At 39.8% G+C, this 21,408-nt stretch carries 18 protein-coding genes and 1 tRNA gene; 2 read left to right on the forward strand and 17 right to left on the reverse strand.

Annotated features, from left to right (window positions below; all coding sequences use genetic code 11):
* Positions 1-77: 77 nt before the first annotated feature.
* Entirely contained in the window at positions 78-323 is a 246-nt protein-coding gene (locus KBU52_RS05380; RefSeq protein ID WP_004251708.1) for a YneF family protein, read from the reverse strand.
* A 312-nt stretch (positions 324-635) separates the two neighbouring features.
* On the opposite strand from KBU52_RS05380, the gene KBU52_RS05385 reads away from it, so the two are divergent.
* Positions 636-5,852, forward strand: a complete 5,217-nt coding sequence (locus tag KBU52_RS05385) for an SIALI-17 repeat-containing surface protein (RefSeq protein ID WP_254724570.1) — start codon at positions 636-638, stop codon at positions 5,850-5,852.
* A 242-nt stretch (positions 5,853-6,094) separates the two neighbouring features.
* On the opposite strand, the gene KBU52_RS05390 is transcribed toward KBU52_RS05385, so the two are convergent.
* From KBU52_RS05390 to KBU52_RS05415, 6 genes are all read right to left on the reverse strand, one after another.
* Positions 6,095-6,295 carry a hypothetical protein gene (locus KBU52_RS05390; RefSeq protein ID WP_006147852.1) on the reverse strand — a complete coding sequence of 67 codons (201 nt, stop codon included), beginning with the start codon at positions 6,293-6,295 and terminating at the stop codon, positions 6,095-6,097.
* Positions 6,296-6,450: 155 nt separating this feature from the next.
* Positions 6,451-7,377, reverse strand: a complete 927-nt coding sequence (locus KBU52_RS05395; RefSeq protein ID WP_006147851.1) for an ATP-binding cassette domain-containing protein — start codon at positions 7,375-7,377, stop codon at positions 6,451-6,453.
* A gap of 10 nt (positions 7,378-7,387) precedes the next feature.
* Entirely contained in the window at positions 7,388-8,455 is a 1,068-nt protein-coding gene (locus tag KBU52_RS05400; protein ID WP_006151550.1) for an ABC transporter ATP-binding protein, read from the reverse strand.
* A gap of 8 nt (positions 8,456-8,463) precedes the next feature.
* The gene (gene oppC / locus KBU52_RS05405; RefSeq protein WP_036752266.1) at positions 8,464-9,390 is read right to left on the reverse strand and encodes an oligopeptide ABC transporter permease OppC; all 927 of its coding nucleotides are present in this window, start codon (positions 9,388-9,390) and stop codon (positions 8,464-8,466) included.
* Positions 9,390-10,886: an ABC transporter permease gene (locus KBU52_RS05410; RefSeq protein ID WP_036752263.1), complete on the reverse strand. Its 1,497-nt coding sequence runs from the start codon at positions 10,884-10,886 to the stop codon at positions 9,390-9,392. The genes oppC and KBU52_RS05410 overlap by 1 nt, the downstream gene beginning before the upstream one ends.
* A 65-nt stretch (positions 10,887-10,951) precedes the next feature.
* Positions 10,952-12,946 carry a peptide ABC transporter substrate-binding protein gene (locus KBU52_RS05415; RefSeq protein WP_254724571.1) on the reverse strand — a complete coding sequence of 665 codons (1,995 nt, stop codon included), beginning with the start codon at positions 12,944-12,946 and terminating at the stop codon, positions 10,952-10,954.
* A 179-nt stretch (positions 12,947-13,125) separates the two neighbouring features.
* On the opposite strand from KBU52_RS05415, the gene KBU52_RS05420 reads away from it, so the two are divergent.
* A tRNA-Cys gene (locus KBU52_RS05420) sits at positions 13,126-13,196 on the forward strand.
* Positions 13,197-13,419: 223 nt separating this feature from the next.
* Here the strand turns inward: KBU52_RS05420 and KBU52_RS05425 are convergent.
* The 10 genes from KBU52_RS05425 to KBU52_RS05470 form a co-directional block, all read right to left on the reverse strand.
* Positions 13,420-14,751 carry a hemolysin family protein gene (locus KBU52_RS05425; protein ID WP_254724572.1) on the reverse strand — a complete coding sequence of 444 codons (1,332 nt, stop codon included), beginning with the start codon at positions 14,749-14,751 and terminating at the stop codon, positions 13,420-13,422.
* A gap of 118 nt (positions 14,752-14,869) precedes the next feature.
* Positions 14,870-15,697, reverse strand: a complete 828-nt coding sequence (locus tag KBU52_RS05430) for a DNA/RNA non-specific endonuclease (protein WP_254724573.1) — start codon at positions 15,695-15,697, stop codon at positions 14,870-14,872.
* Between the two features lie 45 nt (positions 15,698-15,742).
* Positions 15,743-15,937 (reverse strand): DNA-directed RNA polymerase subunit beta, encoded by a 195-nt coding sequence (locus tag KBU52_RS05435; RefSeq protein ID WP_254724574.1) that lies wholly within the window; start codon positions 15,935-15,937, stop codon positions 15,743-15,745.
* Positions 15,924-17,210, reverse strand: coding sequence for a UDP-N-acetylglucosamine 1-carboxyvinyltransferase (murA, locus tag KBU52_RS05440; protein WP_254724575.1), 1,287 nt, complete (start codon positions 17,208-17,210; stop codon positions 15,924-15,926). The genes KBU52_RS05435 and murA overlap by 14 nt, the downstream gene beginning before the upstream one ends.
* Before the next feature lie 24 nt (positions 17,211-17,234).
* Positions 17,235-17,465, reverse strand: coding sequence for a DUF1146 family protein (locus KBU52_RS05445; protein ID WP_033587493.1), 231 nt, complete (start codon positions 17,463-17,465; stop codon positions 17,235-17,237).
* A 57-nt stretch (positions 17,466-17,522) separates the two neighbouring features.
* On the reverse strand, positions 17,523-18,560 hold the full coding sequence (locus tag KBU52_RS05450; protein ID WP_006147840.1) for a SepM family pheromone-processing serine protease: 1,038 nt from the start codon (positions 18,558-18,560) through the stop codon (positions 17,523-17,525).
* Complete coding sequence (gene coaD, locus KBU52_RS05455) at positions 18,544-19,032, reverse strand: pantetheine-phosphate adenylyltransferase (protein ID WP_254724576.1); 489 nt, start codon at positions 19,030-19,032, stop codon at positions 18,544-18,546. Before coaD ends, KBU52_RS05450 begins: the two co-directional genes overlap by 17 nt.
* Positions 19,022-19,561 carry a 16S rRNA (guanine(966)-N(2))-methyltransferase RsmD gene (rsmD, locus tag KBU52_RS05460; protein WP_049494510.1) on the reverse strand — a complete coding sequence of 180 codons (540 nt, stop codon included), beginning with the start codon at positions 19,559-19,561 and terminating at the stop codon, positions 19,022-19,024. The genes coaD and rsmD overlap by 11 nt, the downstream gene beginning before the upstream one ends.
* A gap of 59 nt (positions 19,562-19,620) precedes the next feature.
* Complete coding sequence (gene asnA / locus KBU52_RS05465) at positions 19,621-20,613, reverse strand: aspartate--ammonia ligase (RefSeq protein WP_254724577.1); 993 nt, start codon at positions 20,611-20,613, stop codon at positions 19,621-19,623.
* Positions 20,614-20,708: 95 nt separating this feature from the next.
* Complete coding sequence (locus KBU52_RS05470; RefSeq protein WP_254724578.1) at positions 20,709-21,392, reverse strand: Bax inhibitor-1/YccA family protein; 684 nt, start codon at positions 21,390-21,392, stop codon at positions 20,709-20,711.
* Positions 21,393-21,408: the final 16 nt, after the last annotated feature.

Genomic DNA, 21,408 nt, shown 5'->3' on the forward strand with positions numbered 1-21,408 from the left:
CAAGGAAAAAGTCTTATCCTTAAATATCAGTTGAACATAGTGAGAAGTCTGGAATTTTCATCCCAGACTTTTCCTATTTATTTCTTTTTATTGTTAGCAAGGGCTGCTTTTTGTTGGCGAATGATTTGGTGGTACACTTGTTGTACCTTAGCTTCGCTTGGCTTTTGACCATTTGCACTCAACAGAGTACGAACTGCTTCTGCATTCAAACGTGGGTTATCAGCAAATTCTTTTTCAATTTGCTTGCGCACCAAGTACATTCCTCCAAGAGCTCCACCTAGAAAAGCTAAAACAATCAAGACAATTGCTAAAATAAGGTCCATAATATTTCTCCTGTTTCTTTTTGAATCTTCTATATTATACCATAAAGTCCCACGCCTGACTAGTTTGATTTACGCTTTCAAAAGGGTAGGGCATTACTCAGATTCTTTTTCAGCTCTAATCTTTTTTAATTCAATAAAATTAAAAAAGAACTAAAATTTGGTAAAATAATTCAGTTTTTCCTAAAAAACCTTGCATTGAATCTATTTATTTGCTATATTAAGATTATACAAAACAAAGGAAACATCTTTCTGCAAGGCTTATTTTTTTTACAAGAAAATGTATGCGCTTACAGATTTGAGAAAGGAGTTTTTATGGAGAAGAGCTATTGGGAAAAATCCTGTAAGTATAGCATCCGAAAATTGACCGTTGGAACTGCTTCTGTTTTACTGGGAGCTGTTTTTCTAGCAACACAGAATGTAGCTGCCGATGGCATCGAAGTGAAAGAAAATCAAGCAAGTGTCAGTGAGACTACGGTTCAAGTGAATACAAAAGTAGAGGAACCCACTCAAGAGAATAAGGAAAATCAACCAAGCACAAAAAATCAAACTTCTACTGAATTAGCTGACAAAGAGGTAAAACCTGAAAAGGAAACACCTCAAACACATCATCAATCAGAGACTAACGCTGTAGTTGAACCTTCTGAAAATAAGGAGAGTGAAAAACCAGAACTTCCTATGACTAAGCAAGAAAACTATCAACTTCATTACGACCAACCAACTGCTCCTTCTTATGACGGCTGGGAAAAACAAGCCCTGCCAGTCGGAAATGGAGAAATGGGGGCAAAAGTTTTTGGGCTCATCGGTGAAGAAAGAATCCAATACAATGAAAAAACTCTCTGGTCTGGTGGGCCACAACCGGATAGCACCGACTACAATGGAGGGAACTATCAAGACCGCTATAAGGTCTTAGCAGAAATTCGTAAGGCATTAGAAGAAGGAAACCGCCAAAAAGCAAAACAATTAGCGGAGCGCAACCTAGTCGGACCAAACAATGCTCAGTATGGTCGTTACTTATCTTTTGGTGATATCTTTATGGTCTTTAACAACCAAAAGAAAGGCTTGGAGAATGTTACCGACTATCATCGTGGCTTAGATATTTCTGAGGCCATCTCGACCACTTCTTATACCCAAGACGGTACAAACTTTAAGCGTGAAACCTTCTCTAGCTATCCTGACGATGTTACTGTCACCCACTTGAGTAAAAAAGGTGATAAAACCCTTGATTTTACACTCTGGAATAGCTTGACTGAAGATTTGATTGCGAATGGCGACTACTCCTGGGAATATTCGAATTATAAACAAGGAGCAGTTACGACTGATTCTAATGGTATTTTGCTCAAAGGAACTGTCAAAGACAATGGTCTGAAATTTGCTTCCTATCTCGGAATCAAGACAGACGGACAAGTCACTGCACAAGATGGCTATTTGACTGTCACCGGAGCCAGCTATGCGACCCTTTTACTCAGTGCCAAGACCAACTTTGCTCAAAATCCAAAAACCAATTATCGCAAGGATATTGACGTAGAAAATACTGTTAAGTCTATCGTAGAAGCTGCCAAGGCAAAAGATTATGAAACCCTAAAAAATAACCACATCAAGGATTATCAGAGTCTCTTCAACCGTGTTCAACTAAATCTTGGTGGCAACAAGTCTAGCCAAACTACAAAAGAAGCTCTGCATACCTACAACCCAGAAAAAGGGCAAAAACTAGAAGAACTCTTCTTCCAATACGGACGTTATCTACTCATCAGCTCTTCTCGTGATAAGACAGACGCCCTTCCTGCCAACTTGCAAGGAGTCTGGAATGCAGTAGACAATCCACCTTGGAACTCAGATTACCACCTCAATGTCAACCTTCAGATGAACTACTGGCCTGCCTACATGAACAATCTTGCAGAAACTGCTAGGCCAATGGTCAATTATATTGATGACATGCGCTACTATGGTCGTATCGCTGCTAAAGAATATGCAGGTATCGAATCCAAAGAAGGCCAAGAAAACGGTTGGTTGGTTCATACTCAGGCAACACCATTTGGCTGGACAACTCCAGGTTGGAATTATTACTGGGGTTGGTCTCCTGCTGCCAATGCTTGGATGATGCAGAACGTCTATGACTACTACAAATTCACCAAGGATGAAACTTATCTCAAAGAAAAGATTTATCCAATGCTCAAGGAAACAGCCAAGTTCTGGAATTCCTTCTTGCACTACGACAAATCTAGTGACCGTTGGGTTTCTTCTCCATCCTACTCACCAGAGCATGGAACTATCACGATTGGGAATACCTTTGACCAATCTCTAGTTTGGCAGTTATTCCACGACTATATGGAAGCAGCCAATCACCTGAAGGTCGACCAAGACTTGGTGACAGAAGTGAAGGCTAAATTTGACAAGCTCAAACCACTTCATATCAACCAAGATGGCCGAATCAAGGAATGGTACGAAGAAGACAGTCCTCAATTCACTAATGAAGGAATTGAAAATCATCACCGCCACGTTTCTCATCTGGTTGGGCTCTTCCCAGGAACCTTATTTGGCAAAGATCAGCCTGAATATCTGGAAGCAGCACGCGCAACCCTAAACCATCGTGGAGATGGCGGAACGGGTTGGTCTAAGGCCAATAAAATCAACCTCTGGGCTCGTCTCCTAGATGGAAATCGTGCCCATCGTTTGCTGGCAGAACAACTCAAATCCTCAACTCTAGAAAACCTCTGGGATACGCACGCTCCTTTCCAAATTGATGGGAACTTTGGTGCAACCAGCGGTATGGCAGAAATGCTCCTTCAGTCTCACACCGGCTACATTGCCCCATTACCAGCCCTTCCAGATGCATGGAAAGATGGTCAAGTCTCAGGTCTAGTGGCTCGTGGTAACTTTGAAGTCAGCATGAAATGGAAAGAAAAGAATCTTGAAACGCTATCTTTCATTTCTAATGTTGGTGGGGATTTAGTCGTAGACTATCCAAATATCGAAGCTAGCCTTGTCAAGGTAAACGGTAAGGAAGTACAAGCTACCCGCATCAAAGACAACCGTATTCAACTTACGACACAAAAGGGCGATGTCATTACCTTTGAAAACTTCCCTGGTCGTATTACTCGTCTGACTGCCCAACGAAAAGATTCAACGACTGCTGAACTCAACTTCAATACAGTTGAAGGGGCGACTCATTATGTCATCCATCGGGAAAGTAGAGATGAAACTAGTCAAACTTCTACTGTCCGTGAATTTACAACAAACCAAACTCGCTTTATCGACCGTTCTATTAATTCAAGCCATGTCTATACTTATACCGTTAAGGCTATGCTAGGAGACCGTTCAACACCTGTTTCTGATGTTGCTTCAATTTCCGCCTTTAGTGAGCTCATGGACGATCGTGACTCTCGCATTCAGTATGGCGCTGCCTTTGGAGACTGGTCTGACTCAGAACTATTTGGCGGAACAGAAAAATACGCCGATATCTCAAATGGAAATTATTCCGATAAGGATGCAACAGCAACCATTCCTTTCAATGGACCTGGTATTGAAATCTACGGACTCAAATCTTCTCAATTAGGACTTGCTGAGGTTACAATCGATGGCAAATCTGTTGGTGAGCTTGATTTCTATACGGCTGGAGCTACTGAAAAGGGTATCCTAATCGGTCGTTATACAAATCTTTCTTCAGGTCCTCACCTCATGACTATCACTGTTAAGCGTGAACATAAGGGACGTGGAAGTGAACGCTCAAAAATTTCCTTAGACTACTTCAAGGTCTTCCCAGGACAAGGAGAAACAGTAGAGAAAATAGATGATCGTGATTCTCGTATCCAGTACGGATCGGCATTTAAGGACTGGACTGATGCGGAACTCTATGCATCTACAGAGAAATATGCAGATATCAATGCAGACGATAATCTTGCTCCTGAAGCAACTGCAAGAATTCCATTCTCTGGTACAGGTATCCGTATCTATGGACTGAAAACATCTGCTCTTGGTAAGGCACTTGTGACTCTCGATGGAAAAGAAATGCCAAGCCTTGACTTTTACACTGCCGGAGCTACCGAAAAAGGAGCATTGATTGGAGAGTTTACTAATCTAGCAGATGGCAACCATGTCCTAACTTTGAAAGTGGACCCAGATTCTCCAGACGGACGAAAGAAAATCTCCCTTGATTCATTCGATATTCTAAAAGCTCCATCAGTATCATTAGATACACCAAGCCTCGAACCTATAAAGGTAGAAGATAAGACAGTTACCCTAACTTTACCAACTGGTAACTGGGATGCTGTTGCTGTGACCTTCCCTGGTGTTACAGATCCCCTACTCCTAAGAAAAGTCGATGAAGATCATCTTGTCACTTCTGGCGAGCAAACTGTATTAAGCATAAAGGATAACAAGGTAGAAATCGACATTCCTGAAACTACGGAACGTAAAACTGGCAATCCAATAGAAGCTTATGCTATCCTAGGAGAAACACGAAGCAGTACTATTGTAACAGTCTTGCCAAAAGGGGAAACTGCACCTGTAGAAGATCAAGTTGTTACAAGCAAAGGTGACGAGCCTGCTCCAGTAGTAACCATTCCTGAATATACTGACCCAATTGGTACTGCGGGAGAACAGGAAGCGCCTATCGTGGACATTCCTGAGTACACTGAGCCTATCGGTACTGCGGGAGAACAGGAAGCGCCTATCGTGGATATTCCTGAGTACACTGAGCCTATCGGTACTGCGGGAGAACAGGAAGCGCCTGTCGTAGATATTCCTGAATACACTGAGCCTATCGGTACTGCGGGAGAACAAGCGGCTCCTATCGTAGATATTCCTGAATACACTGGCCCTATCGGTACTGCGAGCGACCAAGCGGCTCCTGTCGTAGATATTCCTGAGTACACTGAGCCTATCGGTACTGCGGGAGAACAGGAAGCGCCTATCGTGGATATTCCTGAATACACTGGCCCTATCGGTACTGCGAGCGACCAAGCGGCGCCTATCATCTCTCTTCCTGAGTTTAAACTCAAAGCCTTAAAAGACCAGGCTACCGGAGTTCAAGTCATTAGTGGATCAAATGAGCTAGGTGAAGCAAGTTATCTTGAAATCCAGAAAGTAGACAAGCAGGAACTCTTGGGCAAGAAATATGATGCCTACGACATTCAACTCAAGAATGAAAATGGTCAACTAATCCAAGCAAAAGGTGCTGTACTGGTTCGGTTACCAATTTCTGGCACAGTCCAAGAATTCTATCGCTTCAGTTCAGAAAAAGACTTGAAAGCACAAGATTTCACAATTCGTGATGGCATGCTTGAGTTTCTCACCATTGATTTGACTACTTATGCTATCGTCTACAAGACTGAAACAGAAGTCCAACAACCAAGCTCAAGTCAAATCGAAGAAGCTAGTCCATTAGCAAATAAAAACCAGCTCAATGGTGAAAATTCTACAAATGACAAACAACTTCCTGCCACTGGAGAAGAGGCCAGCCCACTCCTCTTCATGGCAAGTCTCAGCTTAGCTTTAACTGCAGCCTTCTTGCTTAAAGGTAAAAAAGAGTGATCCCAATAAATCTATAAAGATTTAGAAAAATAGAAAAAGGATGAGTAAATTACTCATCCTTTTGATTTCTTTCAGAGTCTTTTAAAATAAACTAAAAAGCCAGTTATAAATCCAGTTAAAAATCGAATATAACAAATTCAAAAGGAATTCATAAAAAAATAAACAAATGTGATACCAAATGAATTCTACAATCGTAATCAGTGGCTTGACTAGGATATAAAATAAAATATCCCAAATAAATTTCATTTTTTATCTTCCTTTCTAGGAAGTCCCGCAATCCAAGGCAGAGCAGATATCATTTTATAAGCCGCAAGAAATTTAACAACCTCTAAGGCTTTTGGCTCAGATTCCTTCTTCTCAGTCAGTACTTCCATTCCTTTTACCCAGAGGCATGTCCCAATAATTCTAGCCATTCCTGTAAAAAAATTTGGTTGGTTGTCCATGTGATTCTCCCCTAGTTCATGTCATTTCTAACAGATTAGTTCTTATTGTATTCAGTATATCAAATTTATATAGATTATCAAGTTTTTATCTGCAAAATAAAAAAGTTTCATAATCTTTCTAGAAGCCTTCTAGCTAGATTATAAAACTTTAGTGATTATTTCATTTCTTTTTTATAGCGTTCCAATTCTTCTTGGTTAGCCCAAACGTAATGACCTGGACGAATTTCAACCATAGAAGGTTTGTCTGTTTCATAGTCATGTTGGTCTGGATCATAGACTTTCAAAACTTTCTTACGTTCCAAGATTGGATCTGGAATCGGCACAGCTGATAAAAGTGCTTGTGTGTATGGATGAACTGGATTGTTAAACAATTCTTCAGTTTCAGCCACTTCAACAATAACACCCTTATAAATTACCGCGATACGATCAGAGATAAAACGAACTACTGACAAATCGTGGGCGATAAAGAGATATGTCAAGCCCAATTCCTTCTGGAATTTCTTGAGCAAGTTCAAAACTTGGGCACGAACAGAAACGTCCAAGGCTGAAATCGGCTCATCTGCGATTACAAAGTCAGGTTGCATAACCAAGGCACGAGCGATACCAATACGTTGACGTTGTCCACCTGAAAACTCATGAGGATAACGTGTCAAATGTTCAGCTAAAAGTCCAACTTCACTAATAATCTTTTTAACTTTCTCTTGTCTTTCTTCCTCATCCTTAAATAGATGGAAATTATAAAGACCTTCAGAAATGATATAGTCAACCGTTGCACGCTCATTCAAACTAGCAGCAGGGTCTTGGAAAATCATTTGAATACGACGGATTACTTCAGCTTCTTGAGCTCGTGATTTTTTACCGTTGATCTTTTTACCTTCGAAGAGGATATCCCCTTTACTGGTATTATTCAAACCGATAATTGCACGACCAATCGTTGTTTTACCACTACCTGACTCACCAACTAGAGAGAAAGTTTCACCTTTGTTGATAAAGAAGTTAGCATTTTTAACAGCTACAAACTTTTTGCTTCCTTCACCGAAGGAAATCTCTAAGTCTTTAATTTCTACTAATTTTTCAGACATTTCCTTCCTCCTAGTTTTCCAGATGAACAAGACCCATTCTCTCACGAATCTTGTCATGTAAATCTGCAATTACTGCTGGTTTTGCAACTTTTGGTGCTTGATCATGAAGTAACCATGTTTTAGCCCAATGAGTATCTGACACAGCAAATTGAGGTGCTTTTTCTTCAAAATCGATCTTCATTGCGTAATCTGAACGAAGAGCAAATGCATCACCTTTTAATTCTGTATATAGTGACGGAGGAGTACCTGGAATTGAATATAGTTCTCCTTTATCATCAGCTAACTGTGGCAAACTTGATAAGAGGCTCCATGTGTATGGGTGACGTGGATCGTAGAAGATTTCTTCAACTGTACCATACTCAACGATTTCACCAGCATACATAACCGCAACTTTGTCAGCAATACTTGCTACCACACCAAGGTCGTGTGTGATAAAGATTGTTGTAAAGTGATATTCATTTTGTAGAGACTTCAACAAGTCAATAATCTGAGCCTGAATCGTCACATCAAGGGCAGTTGTTGGCTCATCACAGATAAGAACATCCGGACGACATGCAAGAGCGATAGCGATAACGATACGTTGACGCATCCCTCCAGAATATTGGAATGGATACTCCTCAAAACGCTTTTCAGCATCAGGAATACCAACCTTATTCATGTAGTCGATAGCCATTTCTTTTGCTTCTTTAGCTGTTTTACTTTGGTGTTTAATAATAACCTCAGTAATTTGGCTTCCGATTGTTTTGATTGGATCCAAACTAGTCATAGGATCTTGGAAGATAGTTGCAATCTTAGCCCCACGAATTTGTTCCCAATCTTTGTGAGACGAAAGTGCTGTTAGGTCTTGTCCACGGTAATCGATGCTCCCCTGAGCGATACGCCCGTTTTCTTCTAACATTCCTGTAAAAGTTTTTGTCAAAACTGATTTACCCGAACCTGATTCTCCAACCAAGGCAAGAACTTCTCCTTCAATCAACTCAAGAGAAACTCCGCGAATAGCGGTCAAAACTTTGTCACGAACATCAAATTCCACGACAATATCTTGAGCAGATAAAATTACATTTTTATTATTCGTCATTTCTACTCCTATCTATGTGTACGTGGATCACTAGCATCGGCTAAGTTTTGTCCAACAATGAATAGTGATAAAGAAACCAAGACCAAAGTTGTCAATGGAATCCAGAAGAGGTAGGCATTTGTCGTTACGTTCTGAGAATAATCTGAGATCAAACGTCCCAAACTTGGAACTGTAATCGGCAATCCGAGTCCAAAGAATGAAAGGAAAGCTTCATACGAGATAAAGGCTGGCAGCATTTGTGTCAAAGTCGTCACGATAACAGATACCAACTGAGGCATAATATTTTTTACTATAATTTTATAAGTTGGTGTCCCCAGCGTCTGAGAAGCAAGGTTATATTCCAAATCACGATAACGCATGATTTGAATACGGATTGAATAAGCAATACCAATCCATGTAGTTACACTCATGGCAAAAATCAAGTTCCAGAAACCTGCTCCGATAGAGTAAGTCAAAACGATAACGATCAATAGCGATGGAATATTGTTGATAACGTTGTAGACTTCCATCATGATACGGTCTACTGATTTTGAAATACCCCAGATTCCACCTACAATCACACCGATAACAAGGTTGATAAAGGTCGCAATTACAGAAATCAAGATAGAGTTACGAGCTCCAAACCAGACACCATCAAAGAGAGATTTCCCGTTACTATCTGTACCGAACCAATATTCACCATTCGGTTTGATATAGCGAGCACTAAAATCATTTACCTTACTTACATCGTTAAAGTCAAAATCTGAGAACATTGGATAGATGAAACTCATCAAAACGATGGCAATCAAGATACCGAGCATGATGACTGTTGATTTTTTCTTCAAAAACTGTCTAAAGACAGAACCCCAGTATGAATAAGCAGGAGTATCAATTGCTTCAGAGGCAAAATCATCACGTTTTACAAATTGAAATTTATCATTACTAATTGTAGACATTATTTGCCTCCTTTCTCTGTCAGTTTAATACGTGGGTCAATCATAGTCATCCAAATATCCCCTACAAATAATGAGAAGATAGAAATACATGTAAAGATAAAGACAAGACCAACAACCATATTGTTGTTTGATGCTTTTACAGAGTCAATCAGCATTTTACCCATACCAGGGAAAGCGAAGACTGTTTCTGTAAGAGTTGCTCCACTGATAACACCAATAATAGAACCTGGAATACCTGAAACGAGTGGTACCATAGCGTTCTTAAAGATGTGTTTGTTTGAAATTTCTTTCTCAGATAGACCTTTTGCACGTGCAAAACGAACGAAGTCTTGAGATTGTAAGTCAATCATGTAACGACGAATCCAAATTGCCATACCAGGTGCACCCAACAAGCCCAAAATCACTACAGGTAAAACATATGAACGCCAGTCTCCAGCACCCAAGATAGGGAATGAATCTGGGAATCCAATTGAAGAACCAATCAAACGAATGATGTATACAAGGGCAATCGTTGGAAGAGCAAGTAAGAAGGTCAAAGCTCCTGTAGAGAAACTATCAATCCATGTATTTTTGTAACGAGCCATTGCAGAACCAAGTGGAATTGCAATCGCGTATGAAATAGCAAGACCAATCAAACCTGTGATAGCAGAGCTTGTAATCATTGAAGGATATTGATAATTACTTTCAGTAGCTGTATAAGGATCATCCTTACCATAGTTTGCTACTTCACGTGCATCTGCTTGACTTGGAGATTTGTAGGTTCTTGAGTAAATGTTAACTGATGATGTTTTCTTACCAGTTGGGAATTGAACTTCTGAAGTCTTGGTTTGTCCTTGACCTTGTGTGATAACTTGAAGAACAGGAGTATTGGCATAAGTTGGGTAAGAATCTCCTAAGTTCAAGTTGACAAAGTTTTGGTGAACAAATGGGAATTGACTGTTGAAGTACAAGAGGTATTTATGTTTAGTCCCTGAACCTACTAGAGACCATCCAATAGCCGGATCGTTTTCAAATCGCAAATAACGCTCTAAATTAGGATTTTCCGGGTCTTGAATCTTGTTTGTATGGTCAATGTCAAGCAAGTTTGCATAGAATTTGAACACACGCTCGAAAATAGGGATTTCACGAGTAGCATAGAATTGTCCGCTCTCTGTGAATACACCCAAAGTCCAACCGTTACCAAGTTGTTGGATATATTTTTCGTAGATAGCTTTATTTGTATCGTTTGCATCAACGGTTACAGAAGGGTCAATGCTACTAGCTTTTTCCTGCAACTCTTTCGTATCGTAATATTCGATATACCCCATACGCTCAAAAACGGTATTTTCATAGTTATCACGTTTATCAGCTGTTGTTGCAATTTTATTGTAGTTAGTATCTTGTTTGAAGATCAACTTCCGTGGAACCATCGTATAGATGATTGTGTAAATCAAGGTCGTTACTAAAAAGATAGAAACTAACGACCGCAAGATACGCATAAAAACATATTTTTTCATATTATTTCCTTTAAAATCCCAAAAGAACCTTCTCCTTTTGGAGAGAAAGTTCTGATGAGCATTATTTATTTCACGTGGCTCGCTAATTCTTTTTGAGCTTTTTCATTTGATTCAGCTTTTTCTTTGATCCATTTTTCACGAGCTTTTTGGTATTCTTCTTTTGTAATAGGTTTTTCACCAACTTCAGTGTACTTCAAGTAACCTGAGGTTTCTCCTTTAAGACCCGCAACTGAGTATGAAGAAGTAAATGGAATAACTTTAGATACAAATGATACAGCAGTTTCTTTCGGACCTGCCATTACAGGAATTGTCAAACCGTTGTCTGTTAACCAAGCTTGTGCAAGGGCATATTTTTCATAACGTTTTTGAACGTCTTGATTTTCTTTGTTTGCTTCATCAAGTAATTTTTCATAGTCAGACAAACCAAGTTTTTGGATAACTGATGCATCAGTATCTTTATCGATACCCATAATCAAACGAGTATTACCGCCTTTAATCGTGAACTGGTCTAAGAAAGTTGATGGATCTTGGTAATCAGGATTCCATCCAGTCAAGGTATGAATATCCCAGTCTTGTTCTTTAGCTGTTGGAGCACTAAATGAAAGTGGTAATGCTTCTGCTTGAGTCATTTGTTGAAGATCGATGACAACATTGTCAGCTCCAAGTACGTTTTCAATAGACTGTTTAAGTGATTGAACACGGTTTACAACTGCTGTAGACTCTTGGATTGTTAGAGCATCCAAGTGAATTGGGAATTCTACCCCTTCTGCTTTCAAGCTTTCTTTTGCTTTTGCAAAGGCAGCTTTAGCTTTTTCTTCGTTGTAGAGACCATTTTGCGAATCAGCAAGCGATACGTTTGACCATGTGCTTGAGTTTGTCTTCGCAAGACTTTCTTCTACAAGTTTACCAAACTGTTTGTCCCCAACTTGAAGATCATATGGTGAGAAAGTATTACGGATTCCAACCGCAGCTCCCTCTGTACCATTTGTCTGAGCCGAGTATGAATTACGGTCTACCGCAAAGTTAAGAGCTTGACGGAATTCCTTGTTTAGCAAAGCTTTTCTTGTAGATTCTTTTTGGCTATCTGTTGTTTTTGAAGTATGGTTATAAGTTGTACGACCATAGTTCACACTTACAGTAGCGATAGCTGATCCTGGTTCATTAAAGAAGATATTATCTTTGAACTCAGACGCATATTTTTCATATGTTGAACTAGTAGGATAGATACGAGCTTTACTGTATTGTCCTTCTGAGAATCCTTTGGCAACAACATCTTGGTCTTTACCATCCCAGTAAGTAAATTTGATGTTTTGAATTTTAACAGCATCTTTATCCCAATAAGCGTCGTTCTTAGCCATTTCAATTGATGATTTAGCTGTGATTGATTTCAAAACAAATGGTCCATTGTACAAAATAGAAGATGGATCTGTAGGTGCACCAAAGCTTTCCCCTTTTGATTTAAGGAAATCTTCGTTAATTGGCATCATCACGCCGTTTGTTGTTTTGTCATTCCAGAAAGTTTCTGGTTGGTTCAATGTATATTCAAGAGTGTTGTCGTCAACTGCTTTTACACCAACCGTTGAAAAGTCGTTTGTTTCACCATTAATGTAAGCGTTGAGTCCTTTAATTGATGAACTAATAACTGACAAACCTTTTGATTTGCCTTCTACCGCGTGTTTCAAACCTGTCACAAAGTCTTGGGCTTTAACTGGAGCATATTCTTCTCCTTCAGCAGTAACCCACTTAGCATCCTTACGGATCTTATAAGTGTAAGTCAAACCATCTTGTGAAACTGTCCATGATTCAGCAATCGATGGTACAAGGTTTCCATATTTATCATTAGCAAGCAAACCATCTACCGCATTTGTAGTAACAAAAGAAGTAGAGTCAACGTTGTTAACAACATAATCCAATGTTTCAGGATCAACTGAATAAACGTATTTATAATCTGATGCTAATTTTGTGTTGCTTGAACCTGCATTTGAATTTGAACATGCAGCAAGTACTCCGACAGCAAGCAAGGATACTCCCGCTACCGCAAGAATCCGACTTTTTTTCATGTTTATAAACTCCTCGTTTTAAATTGTGGATATTGAAGATTATACCACAGTTTTTTTAAAAAGTAAACGAATTTTCAGAATATTTTGTCGCATGTTTTTTTAAACATTTGAATCTTATGTTTTCAGAAAAGAAAACTATTGACGAGAAACAATTTTCAAGGTATAATAATAAAAGTTAAGGCGGTATAGCCAAGTGGTAAGGCACGGCTCTGCAAAAGCTTGATCGTCGGTTCAAATCCGTCTACCGCCTTTTTTATACTATTTTATAGGAATTTATCCGAAAAGAAAGCCCGATTTACGGGTTTTTTTGTTTTTCTTTTAGGATAAAAAAGGATAACTTTAAAAATCATTTAGGGCGAGTTTGGGGCGAGGGTGTTTTTTAGAGCTTGGATTTAAAATCCAAGCTTTCAGTGTAAATAAAAAAAAGACCGCTCAAAAAAGCTTTATCAGTCTTCTCTGATAAAGCTTTTGTTTTATTCAGTTTCTTCTTCTGATTCAAGTTCTTGAATTTGAACCTTAAGCTTGGTGACACGACCATTTTTTACCTTGTCATTTGTCAAGGTGATATGCTTATTTCCACTATCTAACTCATAGCTGAGTTTCTCAGATGTTGGAATAGTTCCCACACCTGTCAAATAATAACCAGCAATAGTATCTACATTGTCACTTTCAAGCTCGACATCAAAATAATCATTGAAATCGTTCAAATTCATTGTCCCTTGGACAATATGAGTGTCCTCGCCGATAGTATGAACATAGACTTCAGCACGGTCAGTTTCATCATCAATCTCACCAACAATCTCTTCAAGGAGATCCTCAAGTGTTACCAATCCAGCCATTCCTCCGTATTCATCAAGAAGAATAGCCATCTGTCTTTGTGAATTTCTCAGTTCTTTTAACAAATCGTCCACAAAAATGGTTTCAGGTACAAATAGAGGTTCCTGTAATATCTTTCTCAATACAATATTATCAAAACCATCGGCAAACCCTGCTTTTAGCAGATTCTTTGTATGAATCAAACCAATGACATTGTCCTTATCGCCGTCATAAACAGGAATTCGAGAAAAGTTTTGTTTTAAGATACTTTCGATAATGGTCTGAGTGTCATCTTGGATATCTACCATAAAGGCATCTGTTCGAGGAACCATGACTTCACGCGCCATAAGCTCATCCAGTGAGAAAATCCCCTGCAACATCTCGATTTCATCAGCATCCAAAGTTTCTTCGCTTTTAGTCAGCATGTACTCAATCTCATCACGAGTCATTTTTTCGTCTGCATCGTCAAATGTCATCGGCGTCAAACGGCTCAAAAGATTGGTTGATGCAGATAGCAACCAAACAAAGGGACTCACAATCTTACCGATAGCAATAATAAATGGTACAGTTCGGATTGCCAAGGCATCCTTAAGATTTAGAGCAATGCGTTTAGGATAAAGTTCGCCAAAAACGATAGAGATATAGGTCAAGAAAGCAAGTGACAGGAAGCTTGCGATTGCGTGCGCAGTTTCGCTATTTCCCATCCATGAGGCTATCAATTGTCCTAGAGAGTCTGCTAGTTTAGCCCCTGACAAGATTGTAATTAAAGTAATACCAACTTGAATGGTTGATAAAAAGTGATTGGGGTTTTCAAGTACCTTTAGCAAACGGATATAGCGTTTATCCCCCTCTTCAGCCTTTTGTTCAACACGTGAGCGACTAAGAGAAACCATAGCCATCTCTGTAGCAGAGAAAAAAGCATTTAAAAAGGTCAAAACAACTAATAATACAAATTGCAGTAACAAATCCTGACTGCTCGGGTCTTCCATTTTCCTTCTCCTAAAAAGTATAATTGTGACTATTATACCATATTTTTCAACTTCTACACATTAAATTGTGATTTCTATAGTAAATCCCCTACCGAAACAATAAGGGACCGACTATCTATTAGTTCTTTGTAACAGTTACTTTTCCTGTTCGGTAATCTAACTGAATTCCCTTTTGAATGTTAGGAACTACGACGTTAAACTCCAATTCACCATCAGATGATTTGGCTTCAATCTGAGATGCAGAAGGAACCAAATCTTCTTCTGTAGCGTAGAGCAATGTGACACGGTAACGCACGCGCTTATTTTGATCCAAGGCTTTTCGAACTAAACTTTCATAGTAGTTTTGTCCCGTGGAATCTTCTGCGCGTGCTTGGTTAGCCCAGGCTGTTTGTACAGCGATATTTTTGGGATTGCTAGTAGATGCATCAAAACCATCCAAACCACCAATCAAGGCATAGCCTAATAAATGCCCTCTATCTACTGCGTGATTGTAGGTTCCTTTTAGATTCTTAACTTGATGCCATCCTGCTGGTGTCCAAGAAGTTGAACCATTCCCCGTCTCTTCACGGTCTTTGTACTGTCGAGTTGCCTTTGACATGAGCGCATTGGCTACGGTAGGAACGGTCTCACCACCTACAGTTTTTGTTTTATTATCAGCATAGGGTTTACTTGATACCTTAGCATCTAGATTGGTTTTGTTCCCATTAACAATAAAGGCACCTGCTCCATTCCACTCAAGGGATCCCTTTATTTGTTTTTTGACCGAATCAGTCAATACACTCTCAGCCAATTCTTGACTAGGAGTATCAGGTGACTCTGACTTTTGCTGTACCTGTGTTTGTGGTGTATTATTGGAAGCCTGCATTTCTCTTATGTAGTAACTTCCTGCCGACAAAAGTAGAAAAATCAGGAGACCTATGAGGGCCTGTCTGGTTTTTTTATTCATATTTCCTCCTTACTTTTATCCCTAGAAAAAGGCCGGTTCCCCAGCCTATTTCCCTGTAAATTTTGCAATCAGTTCATGCCATTTATCGGGTGTCAAAATCGCCCATGGATCTTGACCCTTTCCTACGATGCCATAGCCAATCATCAAACCAATTCCAAGCGCCAAAATCCCTAGAAGCAAAACAATAATGACCAATAGAAATCGACGTAGCACATAAGATACTTGTTTATTCATCTTCATCAGCTTCCACACTTACCCGTTCAATACTAGCTCCTAACTGAGCTAATTTTTCATGGAAACGATAATAGCCTCTATCCAAATGGACAAGTTTCCCAACAACTGTCTCACCCTCAGCCACTAAGCCTGTCAATATCAAGGCTGCACTTGCACGAAGGTCTGTAGACAACACTTCTGCCCCTTGGAGAGGTTGCCCGCCGACAATACGAGCTGTATCACGGATAATCTCAGAATGCAAGCCCATACGACGCATTTCCTCTAGATGTTGGAAACGATTCTCAAAGACTGTCTCAATCATAGTCGATTCTCCTTGAGCAACCGTCATAAGAGCAGTAAACTGCGCCTGCATGTCCGTAGGGAACCCTGGATGCGGAAGTGTCTTAACATGAACTGCTTTTAGTTTGTCTCGTTGAGAACGGATACGGATACCTTCATCCTCATCAATGACTTCAACACCCATTTCCTGTAATTTCGCTATCAATGGTCGATTGTGTTCCCAGATAGCATCTTGAATTAGTACATCTCCACCTGTCATTGCAGCGGCAACCATGAAAGTCCCTGCTTCAATACGGTCTTGTACAACGTTATGTGTTGCACCATGCAATTTTTCAACACCAGTGATGGTGATGCTTTCTGTTCCTGCACCTTTGACTTTAGCTCCCATCTTATTTAAAAGAACAGCTAAGTCTACAATTTCAGGTTCACGTGCTGCATTTTCAATAACAGTGACTCCATCAGCAAGCGTCGCAGCCATCATTAAGTTTTGGGTTGCTCCAACACTTGGAAAGTCCATATAGATGTGAGCTCCGTGCAAACGGTCCGCCTTAGCTTCGATATAACCTGCCGTTTGAGTAATCTGAGCTCCCATTGCCTCCAAACCTTTAAGGTGAAGGTCAATCGGACGACTACCAATTGTACAACCACCTGGCATCGAAACTTTAGCGTGACCAACCCTAGCTAGGATTGGACCCAAGACTACAATAGAAGCACGCATCTTGCTGACATACTTATAGGGAGCTTCTTCTGTGATATCATCTGTCGCATCCACTTCAACAATGTGTGCATCTTGATCAAAATTAACTTTCGCATTTAATCCACGAACTACTTGGTTCATGGTAAAGACATCCGATAGGATAGGAACATTTTTTAAAACTGTTTTTCCTTCGCTTGCTAAAATTGTCGCCGCAAGTAGTGGCAAAACTGCATTTTTCGCGCCCTCAATGGTAACACTTCCGACAAGGCGATTATCGCCACCTCGAACTACAATTTTTTCCATAAATATTTTCCTTTACTTTCGAGTTTAGAATAATGTCCGTACTGCTTCTTGCCATAACTGATAGAGATTTAGGAAAAAGGAACTAATCAGATACCCTAAACCAATACTACACAATACTACCAAAAGTCGTACTTTCCTCGCATTGTCCTTGGTCACCTTCAAAATTTGATCCCATTTAACCAAATCTTTCAAGAGTTGAAACACTAGGTAGACAAAAAACATATGACTACTGAGGGTAAAAAACAATTGAATCATCTGCCTATTATACCATCTTCTCTTTTTCTACGCTAGTCTATGGACTTGCACTATATTCTATGGGTTGTTTTTCAAGTAATCAATTGCATCCTGAAGTGTTTTTACAGGAACAATCTTCATGTCTGTTTTAATCATTTCAGCAGCTTCTACAGCCGTGTCATAATTACTTTTAGCATTAGGATTGGCCTTTTTAGCTTCTTCAGTTACTGGATTGTTAGGAGCAAAAAATACAGTAGCTCCTTTTTTTGCAGCAGCAACAACTTTTTTGTCAATTCCACCAATATCACCAACATTTCCATCTCTGTCGATACTTCCTGTACCGGCAATAATACGTCCATTTCGAAGAGTTGGATCTGCAATTTGCGTATAGATGGATAAACTAAACATCATTCCAGCACTCGGACCACCAATGCCAGCAGTTGAAAACTTGATTGGCACATCACTTGATACTTCTGTGCGGTCAATCAACCCAATTCCGATACCATTTTTCCCATTTTCAAGAGTAATGATTTTCCCTTCAGCCGTTTTAACTTTCCCATCCTCTTGGTAAGTAACCTTAACCTTGTCACCTAGAGTTTGAGAGTTGACGTAGTCGACCATCTCCTTAGAACTCTCAAAAGTCTTATCATTCACCGCTGTCACAGTATCAGCGATATTCAGAATACCCTTAAAAGTTGAATTGTCTGTCACAGTCAAAACATAGACGCCCAGATATTTGAGCTCTATTTCCTTACCAGCTGCCTTGAGTCCTTGATATTTGGCCATGTTCTGCGAAGTTTCCATGTAAAACTGGTTGATTCGCATAAATTCTGCATCTGAAGAACCACCTGTCATTTCTTTGGCACTACGAATATCTGTAAAAGGTGTTAGCCAAGCATAAACTAAGTCCACCATTCTGGCGTGTTTAACTCCTACCGTCACAAATTGGTAAGAACCTTCTTCTTGGTCAGATTGGTTATTGACTTGTAAAACCTTTCGAATATCTTCTGAAGTTCCTGGCACCTCAATGTAATAAGGAAGTGGTACCGTAAAAGCTATAAAAGTGATAATGAGCCCGATGATTAAATATATGGGCCATCTAGTTTTTTTCTTCATTCTTTAACTCCTCCAAGACTACATTTGGTACATACTTGCTAATATCTTGTTCAAACTTCAATAGTTCTCTCACAGCCGAAGAGCTGATGTAAACATGCTCTGGGCGACTATGGAGATAGACTGTCTCAATCTCTCCTGCTAATTGATGGTTGTAAAAATCAAAACTGGCTTCATACTGAAGATCCGCAGCGTTACGCAAACCACGAACAAGAACATGGACACCCAGTTTTCTCGCAACATCAACGACTAATTCATCATGAGAGGATATGACCTGGACATTTTTTAGGTGTCCCACCGCTTTTTCAACCGTCTCTAGCCGACTTTCTATCGGTAAAAATCCATTTTTGTGTGGATTATAAAAAATCCCCACATACAATTTATCAAAGAGCTTACTTGCACGCTCAATGAGATCCATATGCCCATTTGTCATTGGATCAAACGAACCTGTAAATAGCCCAATTTTATCTGACATAAACCGTCACCTTACTAATCCCATATATTTTTTCCTTCCAGATGCCTAAACAGGCGATTTCTTCTGGAAGCTCTACTGATTTATCGGTCTCGCAGACCACCATGACATCTTCTGAGAAAAGATTTCTCTCAGCCATTTTTTCAATGTCGGATACGATTTGCTCCTTGGCATAGGGAGGGTCCAAAAAGATGAGATCAAAGACACCATCCACTTGCTCCAATGCACGACTGGATTCCATTTTCAATAATTGAAATTTAGAAGTCTCCTTGGTCATCTGAATGTTTTCTGCCACAATATTCTGTGCTCGGCGATCCTTCTCAACTAGGACAGCGCTCGACATCCCTCTTGAAACTGCTTCAATGGATAAGCCCCCACTACCAGCATAGAGATCTAGCACACGTCCTCCTTCAAAGTAAGGGCCAATCATATTGAAAATAGCTCCGCGGACCTTGTCCGATGTTGGCCTCGTTGTTTTCCCGTCCAAGGTCTTTAAAGGACGTCCTCCGTAGATTCCTGATACGATTTTCATAAGGTATATTATACCAAATTCTGATGAAATAAGAAAATCGAACCTCTCGGTTCGATTGATTAAAGAATATTCTCGTAAGTATCTCTAACTTCTTGTGGCCAAACACTGGTTTGAACTTCACCGATGTGCTTCTTACGAAGTAAGAACATGGCCATACGAGACTGTCCAATTCCTCCACCAATTGTCAATGGGAAGAGTCCATTCAAGAGAGCCTTATGCCATTCAAGAGATAAGCGGTCTTCATCTCCTGTAATAGCTACCTGTCGACGAAGAGTGTCTTCATCGACACGAATCCCCATTGAAGACAATTCAAAGGCTGCACCCAAATTATCATTCCAAACAAGGATATCTCCATTTAGGCCCTTGTAGCCATTTTCAGATTCTGTTGTCCAGTCATCATAGTCCGGTGCACGTCCGTCATGAGGTTTCCCATCTGACAATACACCACCGATACCAATCAAGAAGACTGCACCGAATTCCTTACAGATAGCATTTTCACGTTCTTTTGGAGTTAAGTCTGGGTAGCGTTCTACCAATTCTTCAGTATGGATAAAAGTAATTTGCTTGGGCAAGATTGACTCAATATCATAGCGGGCTTCAACTGCCAACTCTGTTAAACGAATGGCCTTATAAATCTTTTCAACGGTTTCCTTGAGGTAGGCTAGATTACGGTGCCCGTTAGGAATTACCTTTTCCCAGTCCCACTGGTCAACATAAACTGAGTGAGTCGCATCTAGTGAGTCTTCGTCTGGACGAAGGGCCTTCATGTGAACAAAGAGGCCTTCTCCCTCACCAAAACCAAAACGAGCCAAGGTATGGCGTTTCCACTTAGCAAGTGAATGCACCACTTCATAGGTTTCATTAGGAATCTGCAAAACCTTAACTGAAACTGGATTTTCAATACCTGAAAGGTTGTCCTGCATCCCGTCTCCAACCTTACTTAAGATTGGTCCTTGCACTTCTACTACTTCTAACTTATCTTTTAAATATTGGGTAAAGGTATTTTTCACAAAGGAAATCTCTTCTTGCTGATGGATAAAACTTTTCTTCATACGTTCCTCCTTTTGAATAATAAAAAGATTATACCCTTTTGTTAGTAAAAATGAAAGTAAAAATTAAAAAAGAGCTCATTTGAGCTCTAAAAGTATTAATCGTCTCTTCCAAAGATACGTAGGAAGCTAAGGAAGAGGTTGATAAAGTCGAGGTAGAGGCTAAGTGCTAAAGAAATTGCCCAGCCTGTAGCTACCTGACCATCTGACTCTTCGTAAACATAACGAATTTTTTGATTATCCCAAGCAATGAGACCTGCAAAAACAAGCACCATAACAATACTAATAATATAATCCATTAGGTCACTATTTAAGAAGATATTGACAACCATAGCTAGTATCAAACCAAATAGGGCTGCAATCAAAGCACGACCGATTCCACTCAAATCCTTTTTAATGACTACTCCTACGATAGCCATCACAAAGAAGAGGGCTGCACTAGAGATAAAGGCTGTCAAAACTGTTCCAGGAAGATAGAGCGACACAATGAAGCTTAGTGAAAAACCATTGACCGCTGAGTAGAGCAGGAATATTGGAAAGGTTGCTGGACTATTCTTTACAGCTAAACCACTCGCAAAAATCACTAGAGCTACTTCTACAATTCCTGTTACGATTAGCCATATGCGAGCGTTAAGCATTAACTGAACAAGAAGATCTTGGAAGGTTGTTAACATCAAGGCTGAAACAATTGCAGATAAGGCAATCCCGATTCCTACAAAAGCATAGACTTTTGCATAAAATTGATTCAGACCAGAACGTTCTTGAATAATTGTTTGATTCATATCTTTTTTCTCCTTA

This window comes from Streptococcus sp. 9.1(2021) (assembly GCF_030466425.1).
Classification (GTDB): domain Bacteria; phylum Bacillota; class Bacilli; order Lactobacillales; family Streptococcaceae; genus Streptococcus; species Streptococcus wuxiensis.

Coding starts and splice junctions, on each gene's coding strand:
- KBU52_RS05390 (WP_006147852.1), bottom strand. CDS start 6,295: ATGGACAACCAACCAAATTTTTTTACAGGAATGGCTAGAATTATTGGG.
- KBU52_RS05435 (WP_254724574.1), bottom strand. CDS start 15,937: ATGAAGATGAATAAACAAGTATCTTATGTGCTACGTCGATTTCTATTG.
- rsmD (WP_049494510.1), bottom strand. CDS start 19,561: ATGAAAATCGTATCAGGAATCTACGGAGGACGTCCTTTAAAGACCTTG.
- asnA (WP_254724577.1), bottom strand. CDS start 20,613: ATGAAGAAAAGTTTTATCCATCAGCAAGAAGAGATTTCCTTTGTGAAA.
- coaD (WP_254724576.1), bottom strand. CDS start 19,032: ATGTCAGATAAAATTGGGCTATTTACAGGTTCGTTTGATCCAATGACA.
- KBU52_RS05430 (WP_254724573.1), bottom strand. CDS start 15,697: ATGAATAAAAAAACCAGACAGGCCCTCATAGGTCTCCTGATTTTTCTA.
- KBU52_RS05445 (WP_033587493.1), bottom strand. CDS start 17,465: ATGATTCAATTGTTTTTTACCCTCAGTAGTCATATGTTTTTTGTCTAC.
- KBU52_RS05380 (WP_004251708.1), bottom strand. CDS start 323: ATGGACCTTATTTTAGCAATTGTCTTGATTGTTTTAGCTTTTCTAGGT.
- oppC (WP_036752266.1), bottom strand. CDS start 9,390: ATGTCTACAATTAGTAATGATAAATTTCAATTTGTAAAACGTGATGAT.
- KBU52_RS05400 (WP_006151550.1), bottom strand. CDS start 8,455: ATGACGAATAATAAAAATGTAATTTTATCTGCTCAAGATATTGTCGTG.
- KBU52_RS05415 (WP_254724571.1), bottom strand. CDS start 12,946: ATGAAAAAAAGTCGGATTCTTGCGGTAGCGGGAGTATCCTTGCTTGCT.
- KBU52_RS05425 (WP_254724572.1), bottom strand. CDS start 14,751: ATGGAAGACCCGAGCAGTCAGGATTTGTTACTGCAATTTGTATTATTA.
- KBU52_RS05450 (WP_006147840.1), bottom strand. CDS start 18,560: ATGAAGAAAAAAACTAGATGGCCCATATATTTAATCATCGGGCTCATT.
- KBU52_RS05395 (WP_006147851.1), bottom strand. CDS start 7,377: ATGTCTGAAAAATTAGTAGAAATTAAAGACTTAGAGATTTCCTTCGGT.
- murA (WP_254724575.1), bottom strand. CDS start 17,210: ATGGAAAAAATTGTAGTTCGAGGTGGCGATAATCGCCTTGTCGGAAGT.
- KBU52_RS05410 (WP_036752263.1), bottom strand. CDS start 10,886: ATGAAAAAATATGTTTTTATGCGTATCTTGCGGTCGTTAGTTTCTATC.
- KBU52_RS05385 (WP_254724570.1), top strand. CDS start 636: ATGGAGAAGAGCTATTGGGAAAAATCCTGTAAGTATAGCATCCGAAAA.
- KBU52_RS05470 (WP_254724578.1), bottom strand. CDS start 21,392: ATGAATCAAACAATTATTCAAGAACGTTCTGGTCTGAATCAATTTTAT.